We start from the raw sequence: 12,642 nt of genomic DNA on the forward strand, positions 1-12,642 counted from the left end.
ATTTTAATCTTTAGATCGCTTCCCTTGCAATGAGCCTGTTTACAAACTTTAATTAGGTGGAGGGGAGATGATTTCCGGTCTTGCCGGGAATTATACCCCTCCTCCTTTAAGTGTTCCCTGAGCTTCTTTCATTTTTTGTATAATGCAGCAAACAAAGTCTTAAGGGGCGACACCAATGAAATTTATACTATAAACTCAAAATTTAAGCCTTTGGCAATTTCAAAGGCAAGTTCTTTATCAGCTCTGGCAAAAAGAGTCAGTTGCCTGTTGATAATCTCATTGCGTTTGGGTCCGTCAATCTGACTCATGGAACTCACAAAATTGGATATGGTGTTTTTCTTTTCCTCATCGTTCATTACTTCACGGAACAAAAGCCCGGGCTGAGTGTAATGGTCGTCATCATTTTCGTTTCGGTCATAGAAATCGGCCAAATCCGATTCCAGTTTCATGGGAGGTACTTTGTAGCTTTTATCGGCCTCAATATCATCGAAGCTATTGGGATGATAATTGGGTGCACTTCCCTGATTGCCACTAACAGTCATGGCTCCATCTCGTTGGTAGTTATGAACAGGACAGATGGGACGATTGACCGGTATTTGCTCGTAATTAGTGCCCAGCCTGTATCTGTGTGCATCAGGATAAGAGAGCAGCCGGCCCTGTAACATCTTGTCTGGCGAAACGTCTAGTCCATCAATTAAATTTGATGGATTAAAGGCGGCTTGTTCAACCTCTGCAAAATAGTTGTCCGGTACTTTATTGAGTTCCATGATTCCAACGTCAATCAGCGGGAATTCTCCATGAGGCCAGACTTTGGTGAGGTCAAACGGATTCCACCTAAAAGTTTTGGCCTGTTCTTCGGACATTACCTGTATCTTAAGATTCCATTTTGGGTAGTCGCCGCTGTCTATGGCGTTTAGCAGGTCTCGCTGTGCATAATCCGGATCTTTGCCTTTTAGCTCATCAGCTTGCTTTTCGGTAAGGGTATGATTTCCCTGTAGCGTTTTGAAATGATATTTAACCCAAACACGTTCATTCTTGTCGTTGATCATTGAAAATGTGTGACTGCCATAGCCGTTCATCTTTCTGTAACCATCCGGGGTTCCACGGTCACTAAAAAGGGTCATCACCTGGTGTAAACTCTCCGGATTCAGGCTCCAATAGTCCCAGCGCATGGTCTGACTTTGCATATTGGTTCTGGGATCCCGTTTTTGCGTATGTATGAAGTCAGCAAATTTTTTAGGGTCTTTGATAAAGAAAACGGGCGTGTTGTTGCCTACCAGATCCCAGTTCCCCTCTTCGGTGTAGAATTTAATTGCAAATCCGCGCGGGTCACGCTCTGTATCGGCACTTCCTCTTTCGCCGCCAACGGTTGAGAACCGGGCTAATACTTTACATTCATTTCCTATTTTGCTAAATAATTTGGCGCGCGTATATTTTGTGATGTCATTGGTAACTTTAAATGTTCCGAATGCTCCGGAACCGTTGGCGTGAACAACCCTTTCGGGGATTCTTTCCCGGTTGAAATGGGCCATTTGTTCATGAAGAAAGTAATCCTGAAGTAGTACTGGACCCCTGGGGCCTGCTGTCATACTATCCTGTTTTTCGCTGTATGGTCGTCCGGAAGCAGTGGTGAGTTTTTTCTTAGTCATAGCTGTAATAGTTTTTGATTAGTAATTTTGCATTGCTTTTCAAGGTACATCTTTAGGACTTAAAATTCAATATAAATATTGTGTGTTATGTGGGTTGGTAGAGTGTAATAACTCTTTACCTGTGCGGTTCAAAGTCATCAGGAAAAGAGTGACAAAAGGAAAGAAGCGTATTTGTTTCTTTATTTTTGTGGGTTTTTGGCAGACAATGTTTATCTTAATGCCAAATTAAAAAGGGCCTTAGGCATTGTAATAAAATAAGTTGACTGTTTTAAACTAAGTTATTTTGTTTTTTAACAGCTTGGAAATACCGGAATACAGGGTTATTTAATGAATTTTCAAGGAAGTTAAAGGGTAAAAGATAAAAGCTTGAGATGTCTTCTTATTTTGCGCATTGCCTTGTACGTGAATCATTTTCAGATGGTTCCCGTGTGTTATTGATTGAAGAATTGATTAACCAAACCTGGCTGAATGAAAAAATATTTATTGTATGTCACCGTTTTAGTGTTCTTTTTTTCGGGATGCGGAAAAGATGATTCAGAGCCCAATGTTGCATTGCGTGAGACATTTAAAGGAGAAGAGCTACAGTTGATGGCTTCGCGTAAATCCGGAAATTCTGAGTGGACAGCTTTGTCCGGTATTTCAGTCTCCATCAGTGAGGACGGTTTTTTCTTTACACTGAATCAAAACAACGGGAATGCTTGTGAGGGCTCTGTTGACTGGCGTTCCGAGAATGGAAAGCCGAAAGCATATTTCAAAGGTGAAAACGATACCTGCTCTTTTGATATCACAATTATTGATTATGATTCCAATCATTTGGTTGGCGAACTTTCTTGGGAGGAGAACCTTCAGGAATGGCTCTTGGTTTCCGGGACAGATAATATTAAAGGGTTGGTTGTTGACCGGGTGGGTAATCCCCTGCTGGGTGCCAGAGTGGTGGTAAAAGCATTTCATGAAAAGATAGGGGTTTTGGAGACCGATGAGTTTGGATATTTTGGGTTTAATAGTCAAACCCCCGGATTTGAAAACCTTGAAGGGGCAAACAATATAGTTGTTTACAAGGAAGGATTTGAAGATGGCAGGAGGGAAGTGTCTCCCGGAGCTCAATATTTCATGGTTTTAGATGAAGGACTGAGTGGACTGAATGAAGGCATTGTTTATGGTTATGTTTCTGATGCAGATGGTGGTGAGCCGCTGGCCGGCATTACTGTGTCTTATGGTGATGGCAGTGATGTTGTTTATACCAACTCGGAAGGATATTATGAAATCTCGGTTCCCACATCAGAAAATTCGGTGTATGCGTATGGTGAATCTCACGAGAAAAAAACAAATAGTGTATCTGTTGAAATGCAGACAGATGTTCAGGTGAATTTTTCCCTTCTTCGTTCGGGTAGTTCAATGACCGGTACTGTATTAAATATTGATGCTGTCGGGGTGGGTGACGTTCGGGTCACCTGTAAAGACCGGAACGGAGCCATTGTTGATACCTACTCAACCACTTCGGATGGAGCTTTTGTGTTTGAGCATCTCAAAGATGGAGTGTATCTGGTGTCGGTATCTGTGTCAGGGATGCAGTTTATTCCCGCACAGCAATTGGTTGCGGTATTGGGTTCTGATGTTTCGGGGGTGATGTTTAAAGGTATTGCAAATGGGAAAACCGGAATAGGCGGAAATGTGAATCATGCAATAGACGGCAGTCCGCTGGGGGGAGTTCTCGTTATTTGCGGTAGTTCTTCAGCAGTGACAGATTCAAATGGTTATTTCGTAATGGAAATCGAAGGTTCCGGAAGTATGGCAGTTACCGTTGCAAAAGATGGTTTCGATCCTCGTTATCTGCAGGTTCCTATAACTTCGGGACAGTTGGTTTACATTACGCTCTCTCTGTCTCCCACCCCTTAGTTCCACAGCCACAACAAGGCCTGATAATTCTTGATTTTCGTTTAATTTTTTTATCTTTGGGTGAAACACAACAAAATTGAAGAAAAATATTAATCCAAAAATTAGAGACTATGTCAAATTATCATGAACCGGCAGAAGAACTTTCGCAAGAGGCAAGGAATTTTTCCAGAGCCCTGAATAGTTTGAAAGAAGAAGTTGAAGCTGTTGATTGGTATCATCAGCGTGTTGATCTAACTGATGATGAGTCACTGAAAAAAATTATGGCCCACAACAGGGACGAAGAGATAGAACATGCATGTATGACCATTGAATGGTTGCGTCGCAATATGCCGGGTTGGGATGACGAACTTCGCACCTATCTCTTTACTGAAGGAGATGTTACAGAGCTAGAAGACGGTGAAGAGGAAAGTGATGAAGGAGGTTCAGATTCTTTGCGTATTGGCAAAATTGAAAAATAAGAAAATATTATGGATATTTTAAGAAAATCGATGGCTCCCATTTGTGATAAAGCATGGGAGGAAATTAATGATAGTGCAGTGGAAGTGCTGACCTCAGTGCTTTCGGCACGAAAGTTCGTGGATATTGATGGTCCGAAGGGCTGGGATTTTCCCGCTTTATCGCTGGGCCGTGTGGAAGTGCCCAAGCAGCAAAACGGAGGTGTTCAGTATGGAATTCATCAGGTATTGCCACTTGTGGAGACACGAATTCCTTTTGAATTGAATATTTGGGAATTGGATAATATTGCACGTGGCGCCAGGGATATCGACCTGGACAATATGGAGAAGGCCGCCCGTAAGCTGGCTAAATTTGAGGAAGATGCCATTTATAATGGTTTTAAGGCCGGCAACATAAAGGGAATTAAGAATTGTTCAGCCCATGATGCCCTGACGTTGCCGGATGACGATGACGAGATTATTGGCGTTATTTCGGAGGCTATTGCCAAATTGAAAGCTGCTTCTGTAGAAGGGCCATATACGTTGGTGTTGAATACTGCGTTGTGGCAACGCTTCAACTCTTCCGGAAAAGGCTATCCCTTGCGTAAGCGGATTGAAAGTCTCCTTGGAGGTTCTATCATTATGGCTCCTTATATCGAAGATGCTTATCTGGTATCTGAGCGGGGAGGAGATTTTGAATTGGTGATTGGTCAGGATATTTCCATTGGCTATGAATCGCACAATCAGAAAACAGTTCAGCTTTACTTTACCGAATCGTTCACATTTCAGTGTGTGGATCCCAATGCGGTAGTGGTGCTGAAATAGAATTTGCCTGTTCAAAGGCAGATGAGGATAATGAAAAATAAGTTTGACCGGAGGATTTTCTGTAATGAGATATTCTCCGGTTTTTTTATTAAAATAAATGAGATATCAAAAAGGACTGGTGCCTACTATCGGGGAACAGTATTCGTGTGAACTACCAGAAAGCTAAAAGCAACGGAAAATGAAAAAACCAATAGTAATCGGTTTAGGAGAGATATTGTGGGATCTTTTGCCTGAGGGGAAAATGTTGGGGGGAGCTCCCGCCAATTTTGTTTGGCATGCCCGCCAATTGGGGGCCGCCGGAGTTGTGGTCAGTGCTGTGGGAAAGGATGATGCCGGGAGGGAGATTCTTGACCTGGTTGACAAAAAAGGACTGGGCAACGCAATTTCGGTGAATGGATATCCAACCGGAACAGTGAAAGTGGAATTAATAGATGGAATTCCATCCTACCAAATTGTTGAAAATGTTGCCTGGGATTTTATTCAGGTGTCGTCGGAAACAAAACAGATAATCAGTCAGGCTTCGGCAATTTGTTTTGGCTCGCTTGCTCAGCGTTCAAAGGTGTCAGCCGATAGTATCTCTGATATTTTATCTTTAGCTCCGCAGTCGTGTTTAAAGATATTTGACATCAATCTTCGCCAGGATTTTTATAGTCAGGCAATTATTGATCGGTCTCTGAATATTGCGAATGTTTTGAAAATAAATGATGAAGAACTGACGGTTTTACAAGATTTATTGGGTATTGCGGGAAATGATGAAACGGCCTGCCGGACCCTGTTAAATGACTATAATCTTCAGTTGGTTACACTAACGAAAGGAGAAGGCGGGAGTATGCTGCTTTCCCGAAAGGAGCAGTCATTCCAGCCAACTCCCAACGTGAGAGTGAAAGATACCATTGGTGCCGGTGATTCTTTTACTGCTGCAATCGTGATGGGGTTGCTAAATGGTGATTCTTTGAAAGCAACCCATCAAAAAGCAGTTGGAATCTCCGCTTTTGTGTGTACGCAGGCCGGTGCAATGCCTGTATTGCCGGAGGATTTGTTGTATTAGATGAAGTTTTACTATTTGGCGTAACCAATGGTATGTGCCAGAATTACCTTATGCAATGGTGACAGATTCAGGACTTTCTCGAATGCCTCTTTGTCTATCCAGGCACGAACCACACATTCGAGTCCTTCCGAAGCACAAGCCAGGTAGGTGTTTTGGGCAATGAAACCGGTATTGGCATGTGATGTGGCGATGTGTTCCGGGGTGATTTCTTCAGGTTCTTTCACATCAGCTTTTTTCATATTGGCCACGTAAACGAAGTTGACCGGAGCCTTGGCCACAAAATCCTGATTTCCACAATACGATCTTAAGTCTCCTTCTTTTATGAGGTCAAGCCGATGGTTTTCAGCATTGTAAAGGTATACTCCATCCTTCAATACCACATAAAGTTCCATTTCTTGTTTGTTCATCGATGAAGGAGCAGTTCTTTTCTTCGAATCTTTGCGGTTGTATCCCCAGGCTGCCCAGCAAAGGTTGGAAAGCTGTTGATTGGTTAGCTCTTTTGAACTGAATTCGCGGCTGCTGCTGCGTTCGCTAAGGGCCTGCATTAATGGCATTCCGCCGGATTTGTCGGGTTCCGGAAGTTCGATGGGCTGAGCCCTGAGCAAGGTGGAAAGGCTCAGAAAAGATAAGATAATTAAGAAGGGTAGATTCTTCATGATTTTTTTTGTTTGTTGTTATTACTGTTCTTTTGATTGGTTTCACTGAATAACGTTTAATTTTTCTAAAAAAGCAAACAAAAAAACCGGGACAATTTTTTGTCCCGGTTATGCAGTCTAAACTTAATTCTGTGTCATGGCTTTTGTCGGCTTTAGACTTTAAGGTCTTTTCTGGAAAGGTAGAAATCAATTCGGTCTATTCCTGTTTCTTTATTCCGTTTTTCCATTTCCTCAAGCGTTTTCGGGGGGGGGACAATCACCTGGTCGCCCGGTTTCCAGTCGAGTGGTAAAGCCACCTTGTACTCATCAGAAACCTGAAGTGCTTTCAGTACCCTGAGAATCTCATCCATGTTACGTCCCACATTCAAAGGGTAGTACATAATGAGCCGGATTTTCTTTTTTGGATCGATGAAAAATACGGCACGTACCGCGGCTGTTTCAGCTTCATTGGGCTGCAACATTCCGTATTTTTTCGATACCGACATATCCAGGTCTGCGATGATTGGGAAATCAAAATAAACGCCGGTTTTCTCTTTGACGTTTGAAACCCATCCCAGGTGGGCATGAATACTGTCAATACTCAATCCGAGCAATTCGGTATTCAAAGCATCAAATTCCTTTTTCCGTTGTGCAAAACCACTCATTTCGGTAGTACATACCGGGGTAAAGTCGGCAGGATGCGAGAAAAAAACAATCCATTTGTCTTTTGCAAAATCAGATAATTTGATTTGGCCTTTAGTTGTGTTTGCAGTAAAGTCAGGTGCCTGATCGCCGATGCGGGGCATTGAGTAAAACTCTTGTTTTTGTACTTCCTGGTTTTCCATCTTAATTACTTTTATGGGTTATAGAATAATGTTTTTTAGTAATTGATGAAACAAATTTATGTGAACAAAGGTTCGTTATCAAATCGATTGTATCCATACCGTATAGATGGAAGTTATATTACTTGTCGAACCCAAAAAGGTTGAGCATTTTGTAAAAAATATCTGTGTTTTTCATTACACCGGTAAAATGTTCAGCACCCGGACCAACGGCAAACACAGGAACCATGATGCCGGTATGGTTGGTTGTAGTGTACATGGCACGGATTTTTCCTTTTTCAAAATCACCTGATTCAATAGACATGCCACCTGTTTCATGGTCAGCAGTCACAATTATCAATGTCTCTCCATCCACGGCAGCCAACTCAAGGGCTTTGCCTACTGCTTTGTCAAAATCCAGCATCTCTTTAATGATGTACGCAGTGTTGTTTTCATGTCCGCCCCAGTCAACTTGTGAACCTTCCACCATCAGGAAGTAGCCTTTTTCCTGTTGACTTAAAACTTTAATGGCTTTTTCGGTTCCTTCCTGAACAAGATTGCCCCGTTCGGGGTAAGCAGGATTGTGTTTTTGGGCTGTGAGAATAGCCATAGGTGCTTTGCTTATGCCGGGTGCCTGACGAATGGAATCAAGAACAAGGTAGTTTTTTTCTCTGAGTTCGTCCAATAGGTTGCGCCCGTCTTTTCGTTCTTCGAAAAAGCTTTTTCCGCCTCCGATAAAAATATCAATGTCGGTTTTGAGAAAGTCGGCTGCGATTTCTTCGTAGTTGTTTCTCGATATATTGTGAGCAATGAATGAGGCAGGGGTAGCATGGGTAATGGCTGAAGAAGAAACCAGTCCTGTTGCTTTGCCATTTCTTTCGGCAATCTCAAGAATGGTGGTGATGGGTTTGCGGTCCATATCAACTGCTATGGCGCCATTGTAGGTTCGTTGGCCTGAGGAAAGTGCTGTTCCTCCGGCAGCCGAATCGGTGATGTAGTTATCTGCGCTTTGGGTGGTTGAAAAACCGGAATAAGGAAGATTGGTGATGTTGAGAGCCCCCCCGTTGGCTGTGTAAGCGGCGAAAAGCTGAGTTGTTCCCATGCCGTCAGCGATCATCAGAATAATATTTCGTGGCTTTGTTCCGGGGGGGATAACTTCAACCGGTAGTTTGAAGACCTGGTGCTTTTCAAGGTTGACATAGGTCTCTTTTAAGTTTTTTTTGTCTTTGTAATCTTCCTGAGCTGTGACTCCTAAAGTAATGACGAAGAATAGCAGTATGGACAGTATTTTTGATTTCATAAGGATGTAATTTTTTTAATTTTTTGGCTATTTCTTTTGACTAAATGTACCCGTAAAATTGCTCCTTTTATGTAGTAAAAACAATAATTTTACCTAAAAGGTTTGTTAATAAATTGAGAACAATATTCATATTTGCTTGTTTTTTAGTTTAAGGTTGCTTAAAATCGCTTTTAAAATCGTTTAATGCATGTCTGTTTCTGTTGATAATTTTTTAAAGAATGTATATCTGTTGAATCAGGAAACAGGTAGCCCGGTGACCAGCAGTCATCTCGCCGGGCGACTCGAAATATCTGTTGCTGCAGTAACAGATATGGCCCGGAAGCTGGGAGCCCAGGGGTTGTTGGATTACAGACCATACAAAGCCTTGACCTTAATGCCTGCCGGGAAAGAAGTGGCTCTGAAAATTGTTCGCAAGCATCGGTTGTGGGAACTTTTTTTGTACGAAGTTCTGAAAATGGATTTGATGAGTGTGCATGAAGAGGCAGAAAAGCTGGAACATCATACTTCTGATGACTTGATGGAACACATTAATCGTTTTTTGGGACATCCCGATTTTGACCCACATGGCGATCCCATTCCGGGAATCGGTGGTCGTATTCCCTCAGAAAAAGGAGTGGTGCTGCTTCGGGAAATCGGAGAAGAAGAAGCGTGTATTGTAGCAAAGTTGAGGTACCGGAACGCTGAAACTTCAGAGATGTATGATCGGTTTGGATTGAAAAAGGGGATTCGTCTAAAGGTTGTCAGGATGTTCCCGTTTGATGGAAGCATTGAGGTAGAGTTTCCAGGAGGGAGAGAGGTTGTGCTTTCAGAAAAGCTGGCACAGAATATTTTTTGTATAAAACAATAGTGGGAGAGGAAAGTAGCCCGGTTAGCAGTCAGTAGTATGATTTTCCGGCATTGACATACCCGGGAAACGAATGCGACCATATAAGTGGCACATGTTAAGGAGGTAAAGTTGCTTGTTGAATAAAAGATAAAAAAATAGCTGTATGGATTGGAATAATTTATGGTTTGCTTTTGGATTGACACTTTTTGCTGGTTTATCAACAGGAATCGGTAGTGCAATGGCATTTTTTGCCAAGCGAACCAATACCCGGTTTTTATCCATCAGTCTCGGTTTCTCGGCAGGTGTAATGATTTATGTTTCGTTTGTAGAAATTTTTGCCAAGGCCAAAGCGTCTCTTTCTGATGCATTAGGGCATGAAGGGGGAACATGGCTGACGGTGGCCTCTTTTTTTCTGGGAATAATATTTATTGCGGTGATTGACCGGTTCATCCCCAGGGGTGAGAATCCTCACGAAATGGAGATGATTGAGAATATGAATACCGAACAACGCAAGCAGAATAAAGATCGTCGTCTTATGCGAATGGGTGCTTTTACAGCTTTGGCCATAGGAATTCACAACTTCCCGGAAGGTTTGGCCACATTCACGGCGGCAATGAACGATCCAAATCTGGGTATTGCCATTGCTGTTGCCATTGCCATTCACAATATTCCTGAAGGAATTGCGGTTTCTGTTCCGGTATATTATGCGACCGGAAGTAAGAAAAAGGCCTTTACATTAAGTTTTCTTTCCGGATTATCGGAACCTATTGGGGCTATTATCGGGTATTTTCTGTTAATGCAGTTTATGAGCCCGCTGGTATTTGGAATTGTTTTTGCTGCGGTGGCGGGGATTATGGTTTTTATAAGTATTGATGAATTGTTGCCTGCTGCCCAGGAATATGGTGAACACCATTTGTCTATTTACGGACTAATTGCCGGAATGGGAGTGATGGCAGTAAGTTTACTGATGTTTATATAAAATTATGAGAAGAGAAGAACGATATAAAAAAACCATTGAGTGGTTTCAGGAGAATATGCCCGTTGCAGAAACAGAACTACATTTCACAAGCCCATTTGAGTTGCTGGTGGCTGTAATTTTATCTGCTCAATGCACAGATAAAAGGGTCAATATTATTACTCCTGCTGTTTTTGAACTATGGCCTACAGAAAATGAGCTTGCTGATACCACCCCGGAAGAGGTCTTTGAGGTGATTCGCAGTTGTAGTTATCCCAATAATAAAAGCAAGCACCTGGTTGGAATGGCCCGTATGCTGAGGGATGACTTTGGTGGGATTGTGCCGGACGATATCAAAGAGCTTCAAAAACTTCCGGGGGTAGGGCGTAAAACGGCCAATGTAGTTGCTTCTGTGGTGTATCAGAAACCTGCTATGGCTGTTGATACGCATGTTTTTCGGGTGTCAGACAGGATTGGACTGACTGTTAAGGCTAAAAACCCGTTGGAGGCCGAAAAGCAATTGGTTAAATACCTGCCCGAAGAGTTATTGTCCATTGCCCATCACTGGCTTATCCTGCATGGCCGTTATGTTTGTTTGGCACGGAAGCCTAAATGTGAGCCGTGTGGGCTGAAAATGTGGTGTAAATATTATTTGAAGAATAATGCAGCAAAAGAGGTGCAATAGCCCTATTTTTATAAAAGATTAAGGCTAAGACTGAGACTAAGAGAAATTGCATGAGTTTTTTACTCAACCTCAGTCTCAACCTCAGCCTTTTTTGCCGATGTAGCTCAGTTGGTCAGAGCAGCTGTTTCGTAAACAGCAGGTCGGCGGTTCAAATCCGCCCATCGGCTCAATATTTTATTACTTCCCGGTTAAAGACCGTGATTTGAAGAAGCCAATGATTTCCTTGAGCTGTTCCGTCTGACATGAGCCTTCGTCGGCACTGGATGCGGGTTTTTTACTGGAAGCAGCGTTTTGTTGCGAAATGTCATTAAACTGTTGCATTGCTTTGTTTACCTGCGAAACCCCTGCACTTTGCTCAGAACCGGCTGCATTTATTTCCTGTACCATTTGCGTGGATTGCCCGATCTTAGGAATCACTTCGTCCATTAAGGCGCCTGCCTCGCTGGCAAGACTAAGATTTTTGTTGCTTAACCTCGCGATTTCAGTTGCTGCCAGTTTTCTTTTTTCAGCAAGTTTCTGCACTTCGGTTGCAATCACCTAAAAATCTTTTTCCTGCTCTCCTGCACTGGAGGCTTCTCCTGCTGCATTGAGCGCCAATAGATTGGTTTGAAAGGCGATGTCGTTGATGATAGAGATTTTATGGGCGATATCCGCACTTGCTTCTACAGTCTCTTTTGATTTGGTGCCCACATCCCGAATCAACCGTGCGGCTTCTGCGGTAACTCCCTGGTTTTTGGGATTTTATTTGCTACATCAATCATCATGGTTATTGTTCCCTGTCTTTACATGGTGCTGGAGGATCTAATGATGTTAAAACGGATTAAAATGTATTTAAGAAGAAAAACAGAAGGCAGAAAAACTGAAAGTACGAAGTTCACAGCTGGGATGAATTTGATTTTTTCATTCTGAGAAAAAACCAAACGACTGAAAATGTCTTTTAAACGCTATATTATTAGTGTGTTATGGGGTGGGTTAAATAAAAGGGTTGCTTTTCGATATCGTCGAAAAACAACCCTAAAGTTCTTTAATGAAACAAGCAACCTACCACAGTTTTGCCGGGTACTCTCCTTTTTCAATCAGTTGATTGAGGCTTTCCTGAACGATGGGTTTGTCCTCCTGATAGGTTACTCCAAACCATTTGGCATCGTTATCAATAACCAGTGTGGACGCCTCATCTGCTTTAATGAGTTCGTCTGCTTTTATATTGAAATAGTATTCAGATTTCATTTCTTTGCCCTTTTCTTTCAGGAATTTAATGAATCCTTGTTCCAGTTCATTAAAGAAGGAGGGTTTGAATATCCAGAAATTCATGGAGACAGGTTCATTACCGGTTAATTCTGTTTTGCTGTCCCCTTCGTAGAAGTATATTTTGCTATTTTCCCAACCTATTTTTGTGCGTTCGATCACCTCTTTGAGGTATCCTTTGCTGTCGGTTTCACAAACTCCGCGTGAAACAGTGCCATGTTCCGAAAGTGTGTTTTTTAAAGCATAACCAATCATGGCATATTCATTTTCTGCCGTGTGGTTGTTGATGAAGTCCACGGCACTTTTATATGCTTTATGACCGT

Annotated in this window: 13 protein-coding genes, 1 tRNA gene and 1 pseudogene; 8 read left to right on the plus strand and 7 right to left on the minus strand. The window is 42.4% G+C overall.

Annotated features, from left to right (window positions below; translation table 11 throughout):
• Window positions 1–182: 182 nt before the first annotated feature.
• The gene (locus QZZ43_RS01925; protein ID WP_291855673.1) at window positions 183–1,649 is read right to left on the minus strand and encodes a catalase; all 1,467 of its coding nucleotides are present in this window, start codon (window positions 1,647–1,649) and stop codon (window positions 183–185) included.
• A gap of 468 nt (window positions 1,650–2,117) precedes the next feature.
• Between QZZ43_RS01925 and QZZ43_RS01930 the strand changes: the two genes are divergently transcribed.
• From QZZ43_RS01930 to QZZ43_RS01945, 4 genes are all read left to right on the plus strand, one after another.
• Complete coding sequence (locus QZZ43_RS01930) at window positions 2,118–3,545, plus strand: carboxypeptidase regulatory-like domain-containing protein (RefSeq protein ID WP_291855675.1); 1,428 nt, start codon at window positions 2,118–2,120, stop codon at window positions 3,543–3,545.
• 110 nt (window positions 3,546–3,655) lie between these two features.
• Window positions 3,656–4,003 (plus strand): ferritin-like domain-containing protein, encoded by a 348-nt coding sequence (locus tag QZZ43_RS01935; RefSeq protein ID WP_291855679.1) that lies wholly within the window; start codon window positions 3,656–3,658, stop codon window positions 4,001–4,003.
• A 9-nt stretch (window positions 4,004–4,012) separates the two neighbouring features.
• Window positions 4,013–4,804 carry a family 1 encapsulin nanocompartment shell protein gene (locus QZZ43_RS01940; protein WP_291855682.1) on the plus strand — a complete coding sequence of 264 codons (792 nt, stop codon included), beginning with the start codon at window positions 4,013–4,015 and terminating at the stop codon, window positions 4,802–4,804.
• Between the two features lie 178 nt (window positions 4,805–4,982).
• Window positions 4,983–5,852: a carbohydrate kinase gene (locus tag QZZ43_RS01945; protein WP_291855685.1), complete on the plus strand. Its 870-nt coding sequence runs from the start codon at window positions 4,983–4,985 to the stop codon at window positions 5,850–5,852.
• Window positions 5,853–5,863: 11 nt separating this feature from the next.
• Here the strand turns inward: QZZ43_RS01945 and QZZ43_RS01950 are convergent, their stop codons facing one another.
• From QZZ43_RS01950 to QZZ43_RS01960, 3 genes are all read right to left on the minus strand, one after another.
• Complete coding sequence (locus tag QZZ43_RS01950) at window positions 5,864–6,508, minus strand: SagB/ThcOx family dehydrogenase (RefSeq protein ID WP_291855688.1); 645 nt, start codon at window positions 6,506–6,508, stop codon at window positions 5,864–5,866.
• Window positions 6,509–6,660: 152 nt separating this feature from the next.
• Window positions 6,661–7,332 (minus strand): peroxiredoxin, encoded by a 672-nt coding sequence (locus tag QZZ43_RS01955; RefSeq protein WP_291855691.1) that lies wholly within the window; start codon window positions 7,330–7,332, stop codon window positions 6,661–6,663.
• 118 nt (window positions 7,333–7,450) lie between these two features.
• Window positions 7,451–8,608: an alkaline phosphatase gene (locus QZZ43_RS01960; protein ID WP_291855693.1), complete on the minus strand. Its 1,158-nt coding sequence runs from the start codon at window positions 8,606–8,608 to the stop codon at window positions 7,451–7,453.
• Between the two features lie 187 nt (window positions 8,609–8,795).
• Between QZZ43_RS01960 and QZZ43_RS01965 the strand changes: the two genes are divergently transcribed.
• The 4 genes from QZZ43_RS01965 to QZZ43_RS01980 all read left to right on the plus strand — a co-directional run bounded on the left by QZZ43_RS01965 (window position 8,796) and on the right by QZZ43_RS01980 (window position 11,241).
• The gene (locus tag QZZ43_RS01965) at window positions 8,796–9,455 is read left to right on the plus strand and encodes a metal-dependent transcriptional regulator (RefSeq protein ID WP_291855695.1); all 660 of its coding nucleotides are present in this window, start codon (window positions 8,796–8,798) and stop codon (window positions 9,453–9,455) included.
• A gap of 142 nt (window positions 9,456–9,597) precedes the next feature.
• Window positions 9,598–10,413, plus strand: a complete 816-nt coding sequence (zupT, locus tag QZZ43_RS01970) for a zinc transporter ZupT (RefSeq protein WP_291855698.1) — start codon at window positions 9,598–9,600, stop codon at window positions 10,411–10,413.
• A gap of 4 nt (window positions 10,414–10,417) precedes the next feature.
• Entirely contained in the window at window positions 10,418–11,074 is a 657-nt protein-coding gene (gene nth, locus QZZ43_RS01975) for an endonuclease III (RefSeq protein WP_291855701.1), read from the plus strand.
• Window positions 11,075–11,167: 93 nt separating this feature from the next.
• Window positions 11,168–11,241: transfer RNA gene (locus QZZ43_RS01980), tRNA-Thr, on the plus strand.
• A gap of 10 nt (window positions 11,242–11,251) precedes the next feature.
• Here the strand turns inward: QZZ43_RS01980 and QZZ43_RS01985 are convergent.
• From QZZ43_RS01985 to QZZ43_RS01995, 3 genes and pseudogenes are all read right to left on the minus strand, one after another.
• Window positions 11,252–11,611 carry a hypothetical protein gene (locus QZZ43_RS01985; protein ID WP_291855704.1) on the minus strand — a complete coding sequence of 120 codons (360 nt, stop codon included), beginning with the start codon at window positions 11,609–11,611 and terminating at the stop codon, window positions 11,252–11,254.
• Window positions 11,612–11,776, minus strand: a complete 165-nt coding sequence (locus tag QZZ43_RS01990) for a methyl-accepting chemotaxis protein (protein ID WP_291855707.1) — start codon at window positions 11,774–11,776, stop codon at window positions 11,612–11,614.
• A 339-nt stretch (window positions 11,777–12,115) separates the two neighbouring features.
• Window positions 12,116–12,642, minus strand: a pseudogene (locus QZZ43_RS01995) (nucleotidyltransferase); the annotation flags it as partial.

The sequence above is a fragment of the Marinilabilia sp. genome (genome assembly GCF_016278715.1).
Lineage (GTDB): Bacteria > Bacteroidota > Bacteroidia > Bacteroidales > Marinilabiliaceae > Marinilabilia.

Excerpts from the sequence above, each read along its gene's own strand:
- nth (WP_291855701.1), top strand. The coding sequence starts at position 10,418 with ATGAGAAGAGAAGAACGATATAAAAAAACCATTGAGTGGTTTCAGGAG.
- zupT (WP_291855698.1), top strand. The coding sequence starts at position 9,598 with ATGGATTGGAATAATTTATGGTTTGCTTTTGGATTGACACTTTTTGCT.
- QZZ43_RS01925 (WP_291855673.1), bottom strand. The coding sequence starts at position 1,649 with ATGACTAAGAAAAAACTCACCACTGCTTCCGGACGACCATACAGCGAA.
- QZZ43_RS01940 (WP_291855682.1), top strand. The coding sequence starts at position 4,013 with ATGGATATTTTAAGAAAATCGATGGCTCCCATTTGTGATAAAGCATGG.
- QZZ43_RS01930 (WP_291855675.1), top strand. The coding sequence starts at position 2,118 with ATGAAAAAATATTTATTGTATGTCACCGTTTTAGTGTTCTTTTTTTCG.
- QZZ43_RS01955 (WP_291855691.1), bottom strand. The coding sequence starts at position 7,332 with ATGGAAAACCAGGAAGTACAAAAACAAGAGTTTTACTCAATGCCCCGC.
- QZZ43_RS01950 (WP_291855688.1), bottom strand. The coding sequence starts at position 6,508 with ATGAAGAATCTACCCTTCTTAATTATCTTATCTTTTCTGAGCCTTTCC.
- QZZ43_RS01935 (WP_291855679.1), top strand. The coding sequence starts at position 3,656 with ATGTCAAATTATCATGAACCGGCAGAAGAACTTTCGCAAGAGGCAAGG.
- QZZ43_RS01965 (WP_291855695.1), top strand. The coding sequence starts at position 8,796 with ATGTCTGTTTCTGTTGATAATTTTTTAAAGAATGTATATCTGTTGAAT.
- QZZ43_RS01960 (WP_291855693.1), bottom strand. The coding sequence starts at position 8,608 with ATGAAATCAAAAATACTGTCCATACTGCTATTCTTCGTCATTACTTTA.
- QZZ43_RS01945 (WP_291855685.1), top strand. The coding sequence starts at position 4,983 with ATGAAAAAACCAATAGTAATCGGTTTAGGAGAGATATTGTGGGATCTT.